This is a genomic window from Nocardioides endophyticus, assembly GCF_039543845.1.
Lineage (GTDB): Bacteria > Actinomycetota > Actinomycetes > Propionibacteriales > Nocardioidaceae > Nocardioides > Nocardioides endophyticus.
On the sequence record NZ_BAABKN010000003.1, the window covers coordinates 23,292 to 42,906 of the forward strand.

Here is a 19,615-nt window from a genome sequence, read left to right on the forward strand (position 1 = left end):
CAGGTGGGAGTAGCTTCGCTACGCGAGGCTCAGGCCTGGGTAGAGCGGGTGCTTGTCGAGCATCTCGGCCGAGGCGGCCTTGACCTTGTCGGCCACCCCGTCGCCGAGCGTGTACGACGCCTTCGACGGCCCGCCCGCCTTGGTGGTGCCGGGCTGGGTGTTCTGCAGGACGTGCACGATCAGCTCCGCGACGTTGTCGAACTCGTCGTGACCGAAGCCGCGCGTGGTGAGCGCCGGGGTCCCGAGGCGGACGCCGGAGGTGTACCAGGCACCGTTGGGATCCTGCGGGACCGAGTTGCGGTTGGTGACCACGCCGGCGTCGAGCAGCGCCGACTCGGCCTGGCGGCCGGTGAGGCCGAACGACGACACGTCGAGCAGCACGATGTGGTTGTCGGTGCCGTCAGTGACGAGCTTGGCGCCGCGGCTCATGAAGCCGTCGGCGAGCGACTTCGCGTTGTCGGCGACCTGCTGCGCGTAGGTCTGGAACGCGGGCTGGCGCGCCTCCGCCAGCGCGACCGCCTTGGCGGCCATCACGTGCGAGAGCGGGCCGCCGAGGACCATCGGGCAGCCGCGGTCGACGCTCGGCGCGTACTCCTCCGTGGCCAGCACCATGCCGCCGCGCGGGCCACGCAGCGACTTGTGGGTCGTGGTCGTGACGATGTGGGCGTGCGGCACCGGGTCCTCGTCGCCGGTGAAGACCTTGCCCGCGACCAGGCCCGCGAAGTGCGCCATGTCGACCATCAGGGTCGCGCCGACCTCGTCGGCGATCTCGCGCATCTTGGCGAAGTTCACGCGACGCGGGTACGCCGAGTAGCCCGCCACGAGCACCAGCGGCTTGAACTCCTTGGCCTTCGCGCGCACCACGTCGTAGTCGAGCAGCCCGGTCTCGGGGTCGGTGCCGTACTGCTGCTGGTGGAACATCTTGCCGCTGATGTTGGGCCGGAAGCCGTGGGTCAGGTGACCACCTGCGTCGAGGGCCATGCCGAGCAGGCGCTGGTTGCCGAGCTCGTGGCGCAGCGTCTCCCAGTCCTCGGGAGTGAGGTCGTTGACGTTCTTGGCGCCGTACTTCTCGAGCCAGGGACCCTCGACGCGGTGAGCGAGGATCGACCAGAACGCGACCAGGTTGGCGTCGATGCCGGAGTGCGGCTGGGCGTAGGCGTACTCGGCACCGAACAGCTCGCGGGCGTGCTCAGCCGCGAGCGCCTCGACGGTGTCGACGTTCTGGCAACCGGCGTAGAACCGGTGACCGACCGTGCCCTCGGCGTACTTGTCGCTGAGCCAGGTGCCCATCGTGAGCAGCACGGCCGGCGAGGCGTAGTTCTCGCTGGCGATCAGCTTGAGCGAGCTGCGCTGGTCGGCGAGCTCCTTGCGGGTCGCGTCGGCGATGCGCGGCTCGACCGAGGCGATCACCTCCAAGGCCTGCTGGTAGGCGCTGCTGGTCAGGGCGGAGAGGTGCGCGTCGCTCATGCGAGCAGCCTAGTGTCGGCGTACGGCGCTGATCGAGCGGTACGGCGCGGGCGACCCGCCAGCGTGTGACGTGGGCCGCACCGCCGCCCCGCTGAGCGCTGGTGGAGCAGGTGCAGCGTCTCGCATCGTGGATGTCCGTCCCACATCATGGGATTTCACCTTGTGGGGATGCCGTCCGGACCGTGAGACTGCTTGACATGATCTCTGGTGCGACGCACGCCTACCTCGTGGTTCGACGCCACGTGGACTTCGGGCGCACGCGCAGCATGATGTGTCCGCATTCCTGACCAGCCGCCCATCGCGCAGCTGACCCGCCGGACGCCGAGGCCCCGAAGACGTGGCCTCACTCCGGTTCGAGCGTCGCTCGCCACCCCTGTCAAGGAATGCTCTCCTGATGTCTGACCTGCGCTACACCGCCAAGGCTCCTGCCCACACCGACGTCCCGCGCCCCAAGCGTGGCGAGGGTCAGTGGGCGTTCGGCTACTCCGAGCCGCTGAACAAGAACGAGCAGTCCAAGAAGGACGACAGCCCGCTCAACGTCCGCGACCGGATCCTCTACACCTACTCCAAGCGCGGCTTCGCCTCGATCGACCCCGCAGACCTGCGTGGCCGGTTCCGCTGGATGGGGCTCTACACGCAGCGGGCGCCGGGATTCGACGGTGGCAAGACCGCGATGCTCGAGGAGGAGGAGCTGGACGACGAGTTCTTCATGATGCGGGTCCGCTCCGACGGTGCGCTGCTCTCGCACGACGCCGTACGAGCCCTCGGCACGATCGGCGTCGACTTCGCCCGTGACACCGCCGACGTCACCGACCGGGAGAACATCCAGTACCACTGGATCCGAATCGAGGACGTCCCGGCCATCTGGGAGCGGCTCGAGGCAGCCGGCCTGGACACCATGGAGGCGTGCGGCGACTCGCCACGACCCTTCCTCGGCTCGCCGGTCGCCGGCGTCGCCAAGGACGAGATCATCGACGGCACCGCGGCGCTCGAGGAGATCAAGAAGCGCTTCATCGGTCACCCGGACTACGCGAACTTCCCGCGCAAGTTCAAGACCGCGCTGACCGGTCACCCGAGCCACGACGTCTCCCCCGAGACCAACGACATCTCCTTCGTCGGCACCGTGCACCCGGAGCACGGCCCGGGCTTCGACCTCTGGGTCGGAGGCGGCTTGTCCACCAACCCGATGCTCGCGCAGAGGATGGGTGTCTGGATCCCGTTGGACGAGGTCGCCGACGCCTGGGAGGGTGTCGCGTCGATCTTCCGGGACTACGGCTACCGACGGCTCCGCTCGCGCGCCCGGCTGAAGTTCCTGGTGGCGGACTGGGGCATCGAGAAGTTCCGCGAGGTCCTCGAGAACGAGTACCTCGGCCGCAAGCTCGTCAGCTGCGAGTCGCCTGCCTCCCCCGTCGGACACCGCGACCACATCGGCGTGCACGAGCAGCAGGACGGAAAGCTCTACGTCGGCATCGCGCCCACGGCCGGTCGGATCTCCGGCACGATCCTGGTGCAGCTCGCCGACCTGATCGAGGAGTACGGCGTCGCGGGCGCCCGCCTCACGCCGTACCAGAAGATCGTGCTGATCGGCGTCGAGCCGGCTGTCGTCGAGGCCCTGGTCGAGCGGCTCGACGAGATCGGCCTCTCGGCCCGGCCGTCGAACTGGCGCCGCAACACGATGGCCTGCACCGGCATCGAGTTCTGCAAGCTCGCGATCGTCGACACCAAGGAGCGCGCACGCAACCTGGTCGGCGAGCTCGAGAAGCGGTTCCCCGAGCTGGACACCCCGATCACCGTCAACGTCAACGGCTGCCCCAACGCCTGTGCGCGCACCCAGATCGCCGACATCGGCCTCAAGGGCCAGCTCGTGATGCACGAGGGCGAGCAGGTCGAGGGCTTCCAGGTGCACCTCGGCGGCGCCACCGGCCTGCAGGCGAACTTCGGCCGCAAGCTGCGCGCCCACAAGGTCACGAGCGCCGGCCTCGACGACTACATCACCACCATCGTGACCAACTACCTGGCCGACCGCGAGGACGGCGAGCTGTTCGCGACCTGGGTCGCCCGCGCAGACGAGGACCTGCTGCGCGGCGACAAGCTGCTGGAGGGAGTGACCTCATGAGTGAGCGCGCGATCCCCTTCCACTGCCCCTTCTGCGGGGAGGAGGACCTGCGCCCGCACGAGGTCGTCTCCGAGACGGGCGAGATCAGCTCCCCGCACGGCACCTGGGAATGCCGAGGGTGCCTGCGCGCCTTCAGCCTCAAGATGCTCGGTCTCATCCGACCGTCAGGTGCGCAGAGGGGAACCCAGTCATGAGTGTCACCACAACGACCGCCCGCAACAACCGCGGGATCCAGACCGCCGGCCGCTCGCCGGAGGAGCTGCGCGAGCTGGTGTCGCACTGGGGCGCCGAGCTCGAGCTGGCCCCCGCCGAGGTGATCGTCGAGTGGGCCGCGGCGACCTTCGGTGAACGCTTCTGCGTGACGTCGTCCATGGGCGACGCCGTGCTGACCGACGTCGTCTCCAAGGTCGTGCCGGGGATCGACGTGCTGTTCCTCGACACCGGCTACCACTTCGTCGAGACGATCGGCACCCGCGACGCCGTCGAGGCGACGATGCCGGTCAACCTGATCTCGATCACGCCCGTCCAGTCGGTCGCCGAGCAGGACGCGGCGTACGGCAAGGACCTGTACAAGACCGACCCCGACCTGTGCTGCAAGCTGCGCAAGGTCGAGCCGTTGGCGGAGCGTCTGGCCAACTACGACGCCTGGGCGACCGGCCTGCGTCGCGCCGAGACCAAGAACCGCGTGATCGCGCCGGTGATCGGCTGGGACGCCAAGAAGGGCAAGGTCAAGATCTCGCCGCTGGCTCGGTGGTCCGACGAGCAGGTCGAGAAGTACATGGCCGACAACGGCATCCTGGTCAACCCGCTCGTGTACGACGGCTACCCGTCGATCGGCTGCTGGCCGTGCACCCGGCGCGTGGCCCCCGGTGACGACCCGCGCAGCGGTCGCTGGGCCGGCACCAACAAGACCGAGTGCGGGATCCACTCATGAGGATGCTCCGCACCCAGCAGACCGACAGCGTGGCCGGTCGTGCACTCGCATTCCCCGAAGGAACACGCACAGGTAAGGAGGCGGCGTAATGGCTGCTCCTGCTCTGGTGGCCCTGGCTCACGGCAGTCGTGACCACCGGTCCGCCGCAACCATCAAGGCCCTCGTCGACGAGGTCAAGACGATGCGCCCCGACCTCAAGGTCGAGGCCGCGTTCCTCGAGCTGTCGAAGCCGTCCTTCCAGACGGTCGTCGACCGGCTCGTGAAGGCCGGGCACGACGAGATCGTCGTCGTACCCCTCCTGCTGACCGAGGCCTACCATGCGAAGGTCGACGTCCCCGGTGCCATCACCGAGGCGACGACGCGGCACCCGGGCGTGCAGATCCGGGCGACGTCGATCCTGGGCCTGGAGGCGCAGTTCCTCGAGGTGCTCGATCTGCGCATGCGCGAGGCGCTCAAGTCGTCGCGGGTCCGCGAGCTCGACGCGCTGGTGCTGGCCGCTGCCGGGTCGAGCGACCCGCTGGCCAACCAGGCCGTCGCGCGCCTCGCCCGGGTCTGGGGTGCCCGGCACAAGCTGCCCGTGACCGCGGCGTACGCCTCGGCCTCCCCGCCGGCCACCGGCGAAGCCGTGCGCGCGTTCCGCGCCGAGGGGCGCCGCCACATCGCGGTCGCATCGCTGTTCCTCGCGCCCGGGTTCCTCCCGGACCGGGCCGGCGAGCTCGCCCTCGAGGCCGGCGCCATCGCGGTCTCCGAGCCGCTGGGCGCACACCCCGAGCTGGCCCGCACGATCCTCGCCAGGTACGCCGTCGGCGCGGTCGAGCTGGTCCCGGTCTAGCACGCCGAGTCGGCGCAAAGTGACCCTTGTGGGGGTCACTTTGCGCCGACTCGCGGGTCATTCTGCGCCGACTCGGCACTTGGGGGCAGTCCGGCGGTACCTCAGGTGGAGGTGGGTGACCCAGCCGGTTTCCTAACGTCAGTGGCATGACGATCCTTCTCTCGGACGAGCGTGTCCGGGCCGTGCCCGTGGTCGAGTCCGGCGAGCCGCTGGTGCGGCTGCCGAGGAGCCTGTCCCCCGGCGGCGCGCTGGTGCGCGCCGGCCTGGCGGACCGGCTGATGGCCGCCGACCTGCAGCTCCCGCGCGGGGTCCGGCTGCGGGTGGTCGAGGGGTTCCGGCCGGTCGAGCAGCAGCGCGCGATCATCGCGTCGTACGCCGCACAGGTGCGCGCGCACCACCCCGGGATCGACCAGGCGGAGCTGACCCGGCTGACGAGCCGGTTCGTCTCCCCCATCGACGTCGCGCCGCACGTGGCCGGCGCCGCGGTCGACCTCACCCTGGTCGACGTCTGTGGCGAGGAGCTCGACCTCGGCACTGCGATCGACGCGACGCCCGAGGACAGCGACGGTCGCTGCTACTTCGCGGCGGACGGCATCGGCGCCGACGCCAGGGCCCACCGGGAGCTGCTGGCCGCCGTACTGGCCGGGCAGGGGCTGGTGAACTACCCGACCGAGTGGTGGCACTGGAGCTTCGGCGATCGGTACTGGGCGCTGGTCACTGGGGCGCGGCACGCGCTCTGCGGCCCGCTCGCGGCGTCGGTGGCGGCATGACCGGCCTGGCTGTGGCCGCCCGCAACGACCCGGGCGCCCGGCCGCGCCTGGACATCGACCTCGAGGCCGTCGGGCGCAACACCCGGCTGCTCGCGGACCGAGCCGCCGGCGAGCTGATGGCGGTGGTGAAGGCCGACGGGTTCGGCCACGGCGCTCTCGACGTGGCGCGTACGGCGCTCGCGAACGGCGCCACCCGGCTCGGTGTCACCAGCCTCGAGGAGGCGTGGTCGCTGCGCGACGCCGGCCTCGGCGTACCGCTGCTGAGCTGGCTCAACCCCGTGGACTCCGACTACGCGACCGCCGCTGCCCGCGACGTCGAGGTGGCCGTGCCCGGCCTCCAGCACCTCGCCGCGGTGGCAGAGGCATCCGGCCGCGCCCGGGTCCACCTCCACGTGGACGCCGGGATGGCCCGCGACGGCGCCGACCCGGCGAGCTGGGCCTCCCTGTGCCGCGCGGCGCGGCGGGCGGAGCTCCGCGGTGAGATCGACGTGGTCGGTGTGATGGGCCATCTGGGGTGTGCCGACGACCTCGACGACGAGTGCAACGCGCTGGGCCGGACCCGGTTCGCCTGGGCGCTCGAGACCGCTCGTGCCTGCGGGCTGCGCCCGCGCGACCGGCACCTGGCCGCCACCGCCGCGACCCTCACCGACCCCCGCGCCCACCACACGATGAGCCGGGTGGGTGCCGGGCTCGTCGGCATCGACCCGTCGCGCTCGACCCGGCTGCAGCCGGCGATGACCCTGACCGCCCCGGTCGTGCAGGTCCGGCGGGTCCGCGCCGGGACGCCGGTCGGTTACGGCCACGCGCACCGGACGGCCGCCGCGACCCATCTCGGGCTCGTCCCGCTCGGGTACGCCGACGGCCTGCCGCGGCTCGCCTCCGGACGCGCAGAGGTGCAGGTGCGCGGCGTGCGGCGACCGGTCGTCGGGCGGATCTCCATGGACCAGCTGGTCGTCGACCTCGGCAGCCGGGGCGTCGACCCGGGCGAGACCGTGACGGTGTTCGGTCCCGGTGCCGCCGGCGAGCCCACCGTCGCCGACTGGGCTGCTTGGGCCGACACCATCGAGCACGAGATCGTCACCGGCATCGGGTCGCGCGTCGAGCGCCGCACCCTGGCCGTGCCGCACCTGCGGAGCCTGTCGTGAGGACTCCACCCAACCGGACCCGGGTGGCCGTCATCGGCGGTGGGCAGAACTGCGAGCACGACGTGTCCCTGGCCTCGGCGGCCGCCGTCACCGCGGCGCTCGACCCTGCGTCGTACGACGTCGTGCCGCTCACCATCGGCCGCGACGGCACCTGGCGCGACCGCGGCCTGCGGCCGATCGGGCTGTGCGGCGCCGCCCAGGTGCTGCGCGGCTGCGACGTGGCGTTCCCCGTCGTGCACGGTCCGCGCGGTGAGGACGGCGCACTCGCCGCCCTGTGCGAGCTCGCGGGGATCGCGTACGTCGGGTCCGGCATCCGGCCGGGCGCCCTCGCGATGGACAAGTGGGCGACCAAGCTCGTGGCTGGCGCGGTGGGCATCACCACCACACCGGGACACCTGGTGACCCCCGCGACGGCCACGCACGAGCGCTGGACGCATCCGGTCGTCGTGAAGCCGGTGGCCGCCGGCTCCAGCCTCGGCGTCACCCTGGTGACCCAGTCGGCGGCGCTGCGACCGGCCCTCGACGCGGCCCTCGCCGTCGACAGCCGGGTGCTGGTCGAGGACGTCGTGCTCGGTCGCGAGATCGACGTGGCGGTCCTCCGCCGCGCCGACGGATCGCTGCTCGTGCCGCCGGCGCTGGAGATCGTCGCCGACGGACTCTTCGACTACGACGCGAAGTACGGCGGCCATGCGGACTTCCGCATCCCTGCGCCTCTTGACGAGGTCGACAGGAAGGCGCTCGAGGACGCCGCGCTCTCGGCGTACGACGCCCTCGGCTGCTCCGGCGTCGCCCGGATCGACTTCTTCCTGACCGAGCGCGGGCCGGTGCTCAACGAGGTCAACACCGTGCCGGGGATGACCGCGCACTCCCAGGTCCCCCGGATGTTCGCGGCAGCCGGGATGTCGTACCCGGAGCTCCTGGACGAGCTCGTCCGCGGCGCCCACCGTTGACCACCGGGCCGGGCATGGTTCCATTGCGGGGTGGTGACGGCATGACCTCCTGGCGCCAATGGGTTCCCGACATCAGCGTCGGTGTCTTCGTCTTCCTCATCGGGGTCCTCGAAGCCTTGAACATCGACCCCTTCCGCTACGAGTCCGATCCGCGCCCGCCGGCGATCCTGATCAGCCTCGGCATCGCGACGGCCGTCGCCCTGTGCCGGCACCTGCCCGGCGCGGCCCTCGCGCTGGTGTGGGCGGTCTGCGCCCTACAGGTCGGCACCGGAAGCCAGCTGCTGATGGTCGAGCTGGCGATCGGCATCGTTGCCTTCGGGGCCGCACGATGGGGAAGCGCCGCCACGGTCTGGCTGAGCGCGCTCTCGATCCCTGCGGCGGCGGTGATCTCGGTGTACTGGCTCGATCCGGACGTCTTCTACCGCGCACTCGAGACGGCCGGCTTCAGGTCGCTGGTCGACACGACCTCGCGGTTCAGCGACCGTTGGCAGATCTCAGCCGCCATCTTGGGGATGTCCGTGCTCGGGGTGCCGTGGCTGGCGGGCCTCACGCTCCGGTTCTCGTCGCGCGCGAGCCAGTCCCGCGCGTCGCAGGTGACCGCCGAGGCCCAGCGCGACCAGGCCGAGGAGATCGCGCAGCTGCGCGACGAGCAGACCCGGCTCGCGCGCGACGTCCACGACGTGGTCGGGCACTCGCTCGCGGTGATCCTCGCGCAGGCAGAGTCGGCGCAGTACCTCGAGGATGCCGACACCACCGCCCTCAAACAGACCATGGCCAACATCGCGACCTCGGCCCGCACGTCGCTCCAGGACGTCCGCCAGGTGCTGACGACGACCGGAGGCGGTACGGCGCCGCCGGCCCGCACCGCCGGCCTCGACAGCCTGGTCGACGGCGTCCGCGCCAGCGGCCACGAGGTCCGCTCGACCGAGGTCGGCACCCCGCAGCCGCTCCCTCCCGAGCTCGAGGTGGTGGCCTTCCGGGTACTCCAGGAGATGCTCACCAACGCCATCAAGCACGGGCAGCGCGACCAGCCCGTCCTGGTCGAGCGGCACTGGGAGGGCGAGCTGAGGATCGAGGTCCGCAACGTGATCGACAGCAGCGGCACCGAGACGCAGCCGCTGGTGATGGCCGAACCGGTCCCCGAGCACCAAGGCCAGGGCCTCGACGGGATGCGGCGCCGGCTCGAGTCGGTCGGCGGACGGCTCGACGTACGCCGTCGCGCCGAGGCGGGCGGCCCGACCTTCACGGCGACCGCGTGGGTGCCGGTGAGGTCCCGATGACAGGTCCGGAGCCGATCCGGGTCCTGCTGGTCGATGACCAGGAGCTCTTCCGCGAGGGCGTCCGGGTGATCATCGACGCGCAGGAAGGCATGGAGGTGGTCGGCGCCGCCGCCGACGGCCTCGAGGCGGTGCGGCTCGTCGACGAGCTCGCCCCCGACGTCGTGCTGATGGACATCCGGATGCCGGAGATGGACGGCGTCGAGGCGACCAGGCAGATCTTCCTGCCCGACCGTGCCGCCCGTCGTGAGGCACCGGTGCGGGTCGTGGTGCTGACGACCTTCAACCTCGACGACCGCGCCGCGACGGCGATCCGGTACGGCGCCAGCGGCTTCCTGCTCAAGGACACGACGCCAGTGATGCTCCGCGACGCCATCCGCACCGTGCACGCCGGCAACGCCGTGCTCGCGCCGACCGACCTGTCGACGCTCCTGGAGGGCCAGTTCCGCAGTCAGACGGCCACCCCGCCGGCGTACCTCACGCTGACCGACAAGGAGCGCGAGGTCTTCGCGGCCGTCGCCAAGGGCCTGTCCAACACCGAGATCGCCGGCCTGGTCTTCGCGAGCGAGTCGACGGTGAAGACGCACGTCGGCGCCATCCTGCGCAAGCTCGGCCTGCGCGACCGGGTGCAGATCGTGGTGTTCGCCCACGAGCACGGGCTTGCCGGCTAACCGACCAGCTTCTCCAGCAGGTGCTCGAGCTGTCGGGGCGGGTCGGTGGTCATGCCACCGTGCACCGGGCCGGGCTGGATGACGGTGCTGCGCGGCGCCTTGAGGAAGCCGAACCGCTGACCGAGCGGCTTGGCCGCTGCCTCTCCCCCGCGCTCGTCGCCGGCGCAGACGCCCTCGATGAACCGCAGCGCGTCGCAGACCTGGTCGAGGTCGAGGCGCGCGTCCAGGGCACCGAGCCGATCGCGATCGACGTGCCAGGCGGCGGCCAGGTAGTCGGTGGCCTGGCAGTAGAGCACCACACCGACGTTGACGAACTCCTCGCGGTCCACCCGGGGCACGCAGCGGAGCACGACGTACTGATAGGCGAGCCTGCTCATCGGGTCCCCATCTGCGCCGCGTCCTGGGGCAGCCACTGGCGGGTGCCGAGCCGGGCGGTGAGGAACGCGACGTACGCCGCCCGGACGGCCTGCGGGGTCTCCGCACCCGGCACCGGCTCGAGCCACTCGTCGGGCACCTCCGCGAGGATCTCGGCGAACACCTCCTCGGACAGCATCGCGCGGATGGCCTCGTCGGCCTGCGGCAGGTCCGGTGCGTACGCCAGGAGCACGTGGTCGTCCGGGCTCCAGGGCTGGTTGGCGAACCTCTCGGCCGCGCCCTCCTTCAGCAGCGATCCCCCGCCCCACCCGTGGTGGAAGTAGAGGGAGGCACCGTGGTCGATCACCCAGAGCTCCCCGTGCCACACGAGGAGGTTGGGGTTGCGCCACGAGCGGTCGACGTTGGCGGTGAACGCGTCGAGCCAGAGCACCTTCGCGCCGACACCGTCACCCGAGTGCGAGTCGGCGTCGTACCCGAAAGAGCCGGTCAGGAAGTCGATCCCGAGGTTGAGTCCGGCGCTGGCGTTGAGCAGGTCCTGGACCTCTTCGTCGGCCTCGTAGCGGGCGATCTCGGGGTCGAGCTCGAGCGCCACCAGCCGGGGCGTCTTCAGCCCGATCCGGCGGGCCAGCTCGCCGACGATCACCTCGGCGACCAGCACCCGCAGGCCCTGCCCCGCGCCGCGGAACTTGCAGACGTAGGTGCCGAGGTCATCGCCCTCGACGATCCCGGGGAGGCTGCCGCCCTCGCGCAGCGGCGTGACGTAGCGGGTCACGACGACGGCCTCGATCACCGGGCGAGTCTAGTGCGGAAGGTCGACGCGACGCGTAATGGATCGGCCCGTGGAGGGTCTGTTTCAGAGATGCCCCGCACGGGTATCGGACAGACGGCATCCGGTGGAGATGCCACACCCGGGAGGACTTTTCATGAAAACACGCCGACTCATCGGCTCAGTACTCGCCATCGCACTCGCCGCGACGTCGCTCGGTGTCGTCGCCACGGCGGCCGCTCCGGCCCAGGCCGTAGAGACGGTGCAGACCCGCATCGTCCCCGGCATCGACGGCCGACCCGAGTTCAGCAGCTACTCGAAGCAGCCCGCGTACGGCGACACCATCTCGGTCTACGTCGACGTCCAGGCCTTCGTCAACGGCGCCTGGAAGAACATCTACAACGGCTCCGTCACCGTGACCGAGCAGCTCGCCGGGAGCGCAACGCCGACAGTCGTTGCTTCCAACACGTCGGCCTACGTGTCCGACAGCTTCAAGGCCCGCGGCAACGCGACCTACACCGTCAGCTACAGCGGCGGCACCGGGGAGTACCCCGCAGTGAACTACGCGCCGGTGCAGGCGACGTACGCCGGTCCGGCCGTGTCGCGCAAGCTCACGACCAAGACCATCTCCGGCAAGCACGCCGGCTTCAAGGGCAAGCTGAGCCCCGCCACGAAGACCAAGATCACGGTCCTCAAGAAGAAGGGCAAGAAGTTCAAGAAGTTCAAGGTCCTGCGCAGCAAGAAGAACGGCCGCTTCACCGTGGTCCTGCCGGCGCCCCGCAGGGGCAAGTTCCACTGGCGGATCATCTTCGCGGGCGACAGCAGGTTCGTCGGCAGTGTCATCCAGGGCACGACGTACAAGGGCTTCTGAGCAAGTCCAGCTCCCGAACGGGTCAGGTGCTCGCCTCCGACGCGAGCAACCTGGCCCGTTCTGCGTCCACGTCGAAGTCGGCCGCCGGCCAGCCCAGGTCCAGGCCCCGCAGCGCGTCGAGCAGGAGCGTCCCGACCGCGAGGTTGCGGAACCACTTCCGGTCACTCGGCACGACGTGCCACGGTGCATGCGCCGTGTTGGTCCGCTCGAGCGCGAGCTCGTACGCCGCGCGGTAGTCGTCCCAGCGCGCCCGCGCGTCGATGTCTCCGGGCTCGTACTTCCAGTACTTCTCCGGGTTGTCCAGCCTCGCGAGCAACCGCTCGCGCTGCTCGTCCTTGCTGATGTGCAGCAGGCACTTCAGCACCACGGTCCCGTCCTCGACCAGCTCGCGCTCGAACTCGTTGATCGCGTCGTACCGCCGCTCGATCTCCTCCGGGGCCGCCAGCTCGTTGACCCGGGCGATCAGTACGTCCTCATAGTGGGACCGGTCGAAGACGCCGAGGTAGCCCGGTGCCGGCACTGCGCGCCTGATGCGCCACAGGAAGTCATGGGCGAGCTCGTCGGCGGTCGGCGCCTTGAAGGAGGAGATCCGCACACCCTGCGGATCGACCAGCCCGACCGTGTGCCGCAGCGTCCCGCCCTTGCCCGAGGTGTCCATGCCCTGGAGCACCAGCAGCACCCGCCGGCGCGAGCCGGTCGCGCGCCCCTCGGCGAACAGCCGCTCCTGGAGATCGGCGAGCTCCGGGCCCAGGCCCTCGAGCGCGGCCTTGCCGTCACTCTTGCTGCCGCCGTAGCCCGGCGTGGCGTCGGTGGCGATGGCATCGAGGTCGACAGGCCCGGGCGGGACGTGCAGCGGATGCGCGGTCATGAAGCGATCATGACGCACATCAGCCCAGTACCCGGGCCACATCGAGCGAACAGCCGACGACCGTGTCCACCGTGCCGTCCTCCTGGGGCTCGTCGAACCAGAGGCCGGCGGTGAACCCAGCCTTGGCCAGCATCCGCAACGAGGCGGCATTGCGGTGGTCCGGGGCGGCGAAGTACGTCGTCGCGTCCGGGAACCGGTGCCGCGTCCGCGTCATCCAGGCCCACAGCACGCGCGGGCCGAGGCCCCGCCCGCTCCACTCCTCGGCGAGGGCGTAGTCGACGCCGATCGCGTCGGAGTCCGGGCCGAGCAGCGCATAGTCGGGATAGTCCGCGATCCGGTAGTCCTGCACGAAGCCGACCGAGCGCCCGTTGACCTCGGCGATCCACATCCGGGTCGGGCTCAACCCGTCGATCCGCGGGCCGTAGCGCGCCTCGAGTCCTTCCGGGGTCGGCTCCCCCTCGGCGGCCCACCAGCGGCGGATGTGGTCCGTACGCCGCCACCGCAGCACGTCGGGCAGGTCGCCACGGGTCATCGCGCGAACCGTCAGCCGTTCGTCGTGGTCGACCACGAACTCCTTCACCTCACCGGACAGGTCGCGAGGCGCCGGCTCGGCATGCACGCTCGCGCAGGTACGACGGGCAGCGGCTGCCCATGACTCCCCGGGCCGTACGACGCCGGAGAGGTCCCGGCCGCGGTCATGGACGACGATGTGGACCTGGTCGTCGCTCACCCGACAGTCACCTCCCCGCTCAACGCCCCGGCTTGGCCCGCCGCACGAGCGGCGGTGCCGCCGACCACGGGAAGTCGATCCACGCCTCGGTGTGCCGCCAGACGTACTCGGGTCGGATCACCGTCCACGGCTTCTCGTAGATCACCGCGGTCCGCGCCTCCGCGACCTGGTCGGCGACGAAGTCGCGCACGACCTCCAGCGTCTTGCCGGTGTCGGCGACGTCGTCCGCGATCAGGATCTTGAGCCCGGCGAGGTCGACGGCGGCAGGCGTCGGCGGCAGCATGATCGGCACATCGAGGCGCTGGTCGATGCCCGTGTAGAACTCCACGTTGACCGCCGACAGGTTCTTCACGTCGAGCGCGTAGCCCAGTCCCATGCCGAGGCCGAGACCGCCGCGCGCGATCGACAGGATCAGGTCGGGCTCGTAGCCGGAGTCGACCACCTGCTGGGCCAGGTCCCGCACCGAGGTGCCGAACAGCTCATAGGTCAGGGTCTCGCGCTCGCTCGCCACGGGAGCATTCTTGCGGGTCGGACCTACTCCTCGTCCACCGCTTCCCGGCCCGCGTTCGCCAACTCCTCGCGGACGACGGCGAAGGCGAGCCCGGAGCCGTAGCCCTTGCGGGCCAGCATCCCCACCAGCCGCCGAGTGGCCTTCACGTCGTCGACCCGCTCCACCGATCGCAGCTTGGCACGCACCAGACCGCGAGCCGCCGCCGCCTCGTCGTCGGGGTCGATCTCGTCGAGCGCCTCGCGAGCGACCTCGTTGGCGACGCCCTTGCGGTGCAGCTCCTGGGCCAGCGCTCGCTTGGCGAGCCGGCGGCCCACGTCGGACCGAGTTGCTCCGCGAGACGCGATCCAGGCTCGGGCGAACGCCTCGTCGTCGATCAGCCCGACCTCCTCGAACCGGTCGAGCAGCCGGGCGGCGAGGTCGCCCGGGACGTTCTTGGCAGCCAGCTTGTCGGCGAGCTCCTTGCGGGTGCGCGCCTGCCCGGTCAGCTGGTCGAGCAGGATCTTGCGGGCCACCGCCTCCGGGTCGGCCTCGGGGACCTGGGCGACCGTGTCCGGTGGTGGGGCGGCTGTACCTGGAGCTGACGAACGCCGCGTCCACGCGTCCACTCCGACAGAGACGTCACCGACCCAGTCGGGCGGCGGCCTGTTCTCGTTCATCGACATGAGCGCTCCTCCGTGGTTTCGCACGAAGTCACCTGGTTAGAAGGAGTCGACGCCGATCGGCTCGTCGGAGAGCGGGGCCTCCTGGTCGACCTGCGGGCCGACGCCGAGCTTCTCGAGGATCTTCTTCTCCAGCTCGTTGGCCAGGTCGGGGTTGTCCTTGAGGAAGTTGCGGGAGTTCTCCTTGCCCTGGCCGAGCTGGTCACCCTCGTAGGTGTACCAAGCACCGGCCTTGCGGACGAGCCCCGCCTCGACACCGACGTCGATCAGGCCACCCTCGCGGCTGATCCCCTTGCCGTACATGATGTCGAACTCGGCCTGCTTGAACGGCGGGGCCACCTTGTTCTTCACGACCTTGACGCGGGTCCGGTTGCCGACCATGTCGGTGCCGTCCTTGAGCGTCTCGATGCGGCGTACGTCGAGGCGGACCGAGGCGTAGAACTTCAGCGCCTTGCCACCGGTGGTGGTCTCGGGCGAGCCGAACATCACGCCGATCTTTTCCCGCAGCTGGTTGATGAAGATCATCGTCGTGCCGGAGTTGCTGAGCGCACCGGTCATCTTGCGCAGCGCCTGGCTCATCAGACGGGCCTGGAGGCCGACGTGGCTGTCGCCCATCTCGCCCTCGATCTCGGCGCGCGGCACCAGCGCGGCCACCGAGTCGATGACGACCAGGTCGAGCGCGCCGGAGCGGATCAGCATGTCGGCGATCTCGAGCGCCTGCTCACCGGAGTCCGGCTGGGAGACCAGCAGGGCGTCGGTGTCGACGCCGAGCGCCTTCGCGTAGTCGGGGTCGAGCGCGTGCTCGGCGTCGATGAACGCCACGATGCCGCCGGCGCGCTGGGCGTTGGCCACGGCGTGCAGGGCGACGGTCGTCTTGCCGGAGGACTCCGGACCGTAGATCTCGATCACCCGGCCGCGCGGGAAGCCACCGAGGCCCAGCGCGATGTCGAGAGCGATCGAGCCGCTGGGGATGATGGCGAGCGGCGCCCGCACCTCGTCGCCCAGACGCATGACCGAGCCCTTGCCGAACTGCTTCTCGATGTTGGCGAGCGCGGCGTCCAGGGCCTTCTCGCGGTCTGCACCAGCCATGTGCTGATCCTTCTCTCTCGTCGGGTGTCCAGGTACGTCGGCGACGCTAGAGCGAGCCACCGACAACGCCTGATCAGCGCCGCCGAGCCTGTGGAAAGCCTCGCTCCGCGTCGTACCTGTGGAGAGAATCTAACCCAGCATCGAACAGATGTTCGGGAGAAGTCAGGGCGTGTCGTAGGTCAGTTCGATCCCGTCGGCCCAGGCCGAGCAGGAGCAGCCGGCCGGGTCGGGCAGCGTCTCGATGGTGCGCGTGAGGATGCCGGTGAGCCGCTCGAGGTTGGCCTTGAAGAGCGCGAACACCTCCTCCTGACCGACCCCCTCGCCACTCTCGGCGCCGGCGTCCATGTCGGTCACCAGCGCGATCGCGGAGTAGCACTGCCGCATCTCGCGGGCCAGCGCCGCCTCCGGGTGGCCGGTCATGTTGATCAGCATCCAGCCCTCGCCGGCGTAGCTGCGCGACTCGGCCCGGGTGGAGAAGCGCGGGCCCTCGATGACCACCATCGCTCCCCCGGACTTGATGCCCGGCTCGGCAGCGGTGATCGCCGCCGACAGCCGGTCGCAGTAGGGGTCGCCGAAGGGCAGGTGCACCGCTCCGGTCTCGACGTACGACGGGATCCGGCGGTAGGTGCGGTCGACGAGCTGGTCGGGCACGACGATGTCACCGGGGGCGACCTCGGGGCGCAGGCCGCCGACCGCGCACGGCGCGAGCACCTGGCGCACGCCGAGGGAGCGCAGCGCCCAGAGGTTGGCGCGGTAGGGGATCGCGTGCGGCGGGTACTCGTGGTGCCGGCCGTGCCGCGGCAGGAACGCGACCGTGCGGCCGGCGACCGTCCCGACAGCGATCGGGGCCGAGGGTGCGCCGTACGGCGTCTCGACGGCGTGCTCCTCGTAGTCGTCGAGGAACGAGTAGAAGCCGGTCCCACCGATCACGGCGACGTCAGCGATGCTCATGCGCCCACCCTGTCAGCCACGGGCGACCGGGTGGTGGCCCGGGCACCGAGACCGGCGATCGCGACCAGGGCGACCAGGCCGATCGAGCACACCGTCAGTGCGGGATAGCCCCACGCGTCGACGACCAGGCCGGCCAGGCCGCCGGCGGCCGCAGCCGTCAGCCCCATCACCAGGTCGGTCGCGCCCTGCACGTCGGTGCGTGCCTCCAGCGGCGCGTGCTGCGCGATCAGCGTGGACGCCGCCACGGTCGCGAACGACCAGCCCAGGCCGAGCAGGAAGAGCCCCACGAAGATCTGCCATGAGCTGCCCTCCGGCGAGCGGGCACACAGGACCATCGCGGCGAGCAGCAGGACGGCCCCCGTGACCAGCGTCGCCGGGCGCCCGTAGCGGTCGGCCAGGAACCCGACGACCGGCGAGAACGCGAACATGCCGAGCACGTGCAGGCTGATCACGAGCCCGATCACCTCGAGCTCGGCGTGGCCGTGCTCCATGTGCAGCGGGGTCATGATCATGACGCCCACCATCGCGGCGTGCGCGCAGGCCATCCCGAGGGTCGCGAAGAGCAGCACGGGCCGCTCCCGTCCGGCCGCGATCGCGCGGGCCCAGGCGGTGCCGCTCGGCGGCACCTCGGCGACACCAGCTGCCTCGCGGGCGAGCAGCAGCGGGTCGGGACGCAGCCTGACGCCGACCACGACCGCGGCGACCACCATGCCGATGGCCCCGAGCGCGAACGGGCCGGTGAGCTCGGGGATCCCCAGCAGGTCCGCCAGGGCGCCGGCGGGGCCGGTGAGGTTGGGACCGAGCACCGCGCCGATCGTGGTCGCCCAGACCACGGTGGACAGGGCACGTCCCTTGTGGGCGTCCTCGGCGAGGTCGGTCGCGGCGTACCGCGCACTGTTGTTGGCAGCGGTCGTGGACCCGAGCAGCAGCGCACCGACGAGCAGCAGGACCATCGAACCCACGACGCCCGCGACCACGGCCAGCACAGCTCCCGCGGCACCGAGCAGGTATCCCGTGACCAGGCCGATCCGCCGGCCGCGGTGGGACATCAGCCGGGCGAGCAGGTACGCCGCGAAGGCGGTCCCGAGCACTTGGGCGGTCTGCGCGAACCCGGCCTGGCTCTCGGACCCCGAGATGTCGCGCGCCAGCAGCGACGCGGTGGCGATGCCGATCGTGATGCCGAGGGCGCCGACCGCCTGGACGACCACGAGGGTCCGGATGGTGTGGCGCTGGACCTCCGCGAGGTCGACGGTCATTTCTGCGTTGCCGGCAGCTCGAGCGTCCGCCAGACCACGGCCCAGACGTGCTTGGGCGGCTCACCGGCGTCGATCGCCTCCTGCGCCGTACGACCCCCGAGCTCCTGCATGACGAAGCTGCTGGCCCAGGAGCGTGAGTACGACGCGCCCAGTGCGTGGTCCATCCGGGCCCAGAACTCGGTGTGCCTCATCGACGCACCGCCGTGACGTCCAGCCACGGTTGGCCGTCGCGCGCGCTGCGCGATGACCGTACGCCGGTCACCCGCCAGCCGGCCGACTCCAGCACCTCGCGCAGCGCCGGCTCCCGCCAGTAGACGAAGCGGCGTGGCGCGCCGACGCTGCCGTGGGTGGACCATGCCTCGCCGTCGCCCTCCTTCAGCGACAGCGCGAGGTTCCCGCCTGCCCGGGTCGCGTCGGCGAGCCGGGAGAGCACGGTCGGCACGTCACCCCGTTCGACGTGCAGCAGACAGGCGCTCGCCCAGACCCCGTCGTACGGCGTGCCGGGGCGCTGTGGGTCGTCGAGGTCGTCGGTCAGTGGGTCGAGCACGTCCGCGGCGTGGCCGGCCTCGCGCAGCAGGTCGACGAACGCCGGGGTGACGTCGGTGCGCCGCACGCTGAGGCCTGCGGACTCGAGGCTGGCCGCGTCGCGACCGGGCCCGCTGCCGATCTCGAGCACCCGTCCGCCTTCGCCGACGACCCCAGCGAAGGCCCGTGCCTGCTCGAGCACGAGGTCGTCGCGCGCGAAGGTGCTGTCGCGATAGGCCGCGGCGTGGGCGTCGTAGGCCTCGACGGTCGCCCGGGCGACGGCAGCACGGACGTCCCAGGCGTGGTGGACGATGTCGTGGAGGTGGTAGACCCCGATGCTCTCGACGGTGAACTCGCTGCCGTTGCTGCGGAAGCCGCGGCGGCTCCACGCTCCGGGCGGCACGGAGTCGTAGCGCTCAGCGACCGACTCCGCAGCCTCGAGCAGCTCGCCGGCCACCGTGGCCGGGTCCTGCTCGCCGTACCTCTCGGCGACCGCGGTCTCGTCCTGGTCCCAGTTGGGGAAGGTGGGGTCGTCCTGGTCGAGCATCATCTGGACGCGCAGGTCGAAGATACGGTGCACGTCGCGGACGTGCGCGGCGTACTCGAGCGGCGACCAGGTGCTCGGCTCCGGTCGGGCGGCGACGTAGGCGAGCGTCAGGACCGCCTCCCAGGTGGTGGCGTTGTCGCGGATCACCGACGGGATGCGGTCGACCGTCACCGCCGATGCCTCGAAGCCGCACTCGGGGCACGGCTGGTCGAGCACCCAGGTCCAGTCCTTGGTGTCTGGCTCGATCGTCGCCTCGCTCATGGCGCCATCTTCCCAGGCCGGGTCCGAGGTCCGCGCGCGACTTC

The 19,615-nt window shown here is 71.0% G+C and carries 21 protein-coding genes; 9 read left to right on the plus strand and 12 right to left on the minus strand.

Annotated features, from left to right (window positions below; genetic code table 11):
• Positions 1–18: 18 nt before the first annotated feature.
• Positions 19–1,467, minus strand: coding sequence for a glycine hydroxymethyltransferase (locus ABEA33_RS00875; protein ID WP_345524622.1), 1,449 nt, complete (start codon positions 1,465–1,467; stop codon positions 19–21).
• 394 nt (positions 1,468–1,861) lie between these two features.
• On the opposite strand from ABEA33_RS00875, the gene ABEA33_RS00880 reads away from it, so the two are divergent.
• The 8 genes from ABEA33_RS00880 (at position 1,862) to ABEA33_RS00915 (ending at position 10,162) form a co-directional block, all read left to right on the plus strand.
• Positions 1,862–3,583 carry a nitrite/sulfite reductase gene (locus ABEA33_RS00880; protein ID WP_345524623.1) on the plus strand — a complete coding sequence of 574 codons (1,722 nt, stop codon included), beginning with the start codon at positions 1,862–1,864 and terminating at the stop codon, positions 3,581–3,583.
• 190 nt (positions 3,584–3,773) lie between these two features.
• Positions 3,774–4,517 (plus strand): phosphoadenylyl-sulfate reductase, encoded by a 744-nt coding sequence (locus ABEA33_RS00885; protein ID WP_345524624.1) that lies wholly within the window; start codon positions 3,774–3,776, stop codon positions 4,515–4,517.
• 88 nt (positions 4,518–4,605) lie between these two features.
• The gene (locus ABEA33_RS00890; RefSeq protein ID WP_345524625.1) at positions 4,606–5,349 is read left to right on the plus strand and encodes a sirohydrochlorin chelatase; all 744 of its coding nucleotides are present in this window, start codon (positions 4,606–4,608) and stop codon (positions 5,347–5,349) included.
• Between the two features lie 146 nt (positions 5,350–5,495).
• On the plus strand, positions 5,496–6,119 hold the full coding sequence (locus ABEA33_RS00895) for a M15 family metallopeptidase (RefSeq protein ID WP_345524626.1): 624 nt from the start codon (positions 5,496–5,498) through the stop codon (positions 6,117–6,119).
• Positions 6,116–7,264, plus strand: coding sequence for an alanine racemase (gene alr, locus ABEA33_RS00900; protein ID WP_345524627.1), 1,149 nt, complete (start codon positions 6,116–6,118; stop codon positions 7,262–7,264). Before ABEA33_RS00895 ends, alr begins: the two co-directional genes overlap by 4 nt.
• Positions 7,261–8,214 (plus strand): D-alanine--D-alanine ligase family protein, encoded by a 954-nt coding sequence (locus ABEA33_RS00905; protein WP_345524628.1) that lies wholly within the window; start codon positions 7,261–7,263, stop codon positions 8,212–8,214. The genes alr and ABEA33_RS00905 overlap by 4 nt, the downstream gene beginning before the upstream one ends.
• A gap of 41 nt (positions 8,215–8,255) precedes the next feature.
• Positions 8,256–9,494, plus strand: coding sequence for a sensor histidine kinase (locus ABEA33_RS00910; RefSeq protein ID WP_345524629.1), 1,239 nt, complete (start codon positions 8,256–8,258; stop codon positions 9,492–9,494).
• Positions 9,491–10,162 (plus strand): response regulator, encoded by a 672-nt coding sequence (locus ABEA33_RS00915; protein ID WP_345524630.1) that lies wholly within the window; start codon positions 9,491–9,493, stop codon positions 10,160–10,162. The genes ABEA33_RS00910 and ABEA33_RS00915 overlap by 4 nt, the downstream gene beginning before the upstream one ends.
• On the opposite strand, the gene ABEA33_RS00920 is transcribed toward ABEA33_RS00915, so the two are convergent.
• A complete protein-coding gene (locus ABEA33_RS00920; RefSeq protein ID WP_345524631.1) occupies positions 10,159–10,539 on the minus strand; it encodes a DUF3037 domain-containing protein in 381 nt (126 codons plus the stop codon). The two genes, ABEA33_RS00915 and ABEA33_RS00920, sit on opposite strands and share 4 nt — an antisense overlap.
• Positions 10,536–11,327: a HipA family kinase gene (locus tag ABEA33_RS00925; RefSeq protein WP_345524632.1), complete on the minus strand. Its 792-nt coding sequence runs from the start codon at positions 11,325–11,327 to the stop codon at positions 10,536–10,538. The genes ABEA33_RS00920 and ABEA33_RS00925 overlap by 4 nt, the downstream gene beginning before the upstream one ends.
• A gap of 133 nt (positions 11,328–11,460) precedes the next feature.
• Between ABEA33_RS00925 and ABEA33_RS00930 the strand changes: the two genes are divergently transcribed.
• A complete protein-coding gene (locus ABEA33_RS00930; protein ID WP_345524633.1) occupies positions 11,461–12,174 on the plus strand; it encodes a hypothetical protein in 714 nt (237 codons plus the stop codon).
• 22 nt (positions 12,175–12,196) lie between these two features.
• Here ABEA33_RS00930 and ABEA33_RS00935 read toward each other — a convergent pair whose 3' ends face one another.
• The 9 genes from ABEA33_RS00935 to ABEA33_RS00975 form a co-directional block, all read right to left on the minus strand.
• A complete protein-coding gene (locus ABEA33_RS00935; protein WP_345524634.1) occupies positions 12,197–13,042 on the minus strand; it encodes a polyphosphate kinase 2 family protein in 846 nt (281 codons plus the stop codon).
• Between the two features lie 19 nt (positions 13,043–13,061).
• A complete protein-coding gene (locus tag ABEA33_RS00940) occupies positions 13,062–13,772 on the minus strand; it encodes a GNAT family N-acetyltransferase (protein WP_345524635.1) in 711 nt (236 codons plus the stop codon).
• Positions 13,773–13,791: 19 nt separating this feature from the next.
• A complete protein-coding gene (locus tag ABEA33_RS00945) occupies positions 13,792–14,283 on the minus strand; it encodes a phosphoribosyltransferase (protein WP_345524636.1) in 492 nt (163 codons plus the stop codon).
• Between the two features lie 23 nt (positions 14,284–14,306).
• Positions 14,307–14,945, minus strand: a complete 639-nt coding sequence (locus ABEA33_RS00950; RefSeq protein WP_345524637.1) for a regulatory protein RecX — start codon at positions 14,943–14,945, stop codon at positions 14,307–14,309.
• A 36-nt stretch (positions 14,946–14,981) separates the two neighbouring features.
• The gene (recA, locus tag ABEA33_RS00955; protein WP_345524638.1) at positions 14,982–16,031 is read right to left on the minus strand and encodes a recombinase RecA; all 1,050 of its coding nucleotides are present in this window, start codon (positions 16,029–16,031) and stop codon (positions 14,982–14,984) included.
• A gap of 162 nt (positions 16,032–16,193) precedes the next feature.
• Positions 16,194–16,982 carry an S-methyl-5'-thioadenosine phosphorylase gene (locus ABEA33_RS00960; RefSeq protein ID WP_345524639.1) on the minus strand — a complete coding sequence of 263 codons (789 nt, stop codon included), beginning with the start codon at positions 16,980–16,982 and terminating at the stop codon, positions 16,194–16,196.
• On the minus strand, positions 16,979–18,238 hold the full coding sequence (locus ABEA33_RS00965) for an MFS transporter (RefSeq protein ID WP_345524640.1): 1,260 nt from the start codon (positions 18,236–18,238) through the stop codon (positions 16,979–16,981). Before ABEA33_RS00965 ends, ABEA33_RS00960 begins: the two co-directional genes overlap by 4 nt.
• A complete protein-coding gene (locus ABEA33_RS00970) occupies positions 18,235–18,429 on the minus strand; it encodes a DUF3046 domain-containing protein (RefSeq protein WP_345524641.1) in 195 nt (64 codons plus the stop codon). Before ABEA33_RS00970 ends, ABEA33_RS00965 begins: the two co-directional genes overlap by 4 nt.
• On the minus strand, positions 18,426–19,571 hold the full coding sequence (locus ABEA33_RS00975; protein WP_345524642.1) for a methyltransferase domain-containing protein: 1,146 nt from the start codon (positions 19,569–19,571) through the stop codon (positions 18,426–18,428). Before ABEA33_RS00975 ends, ABEA33_RS00970 begins: the two co-directional genes overlap by 4 nt.
• Positions 19,572–19,615 lie beyond the last annotated feature (44 nt).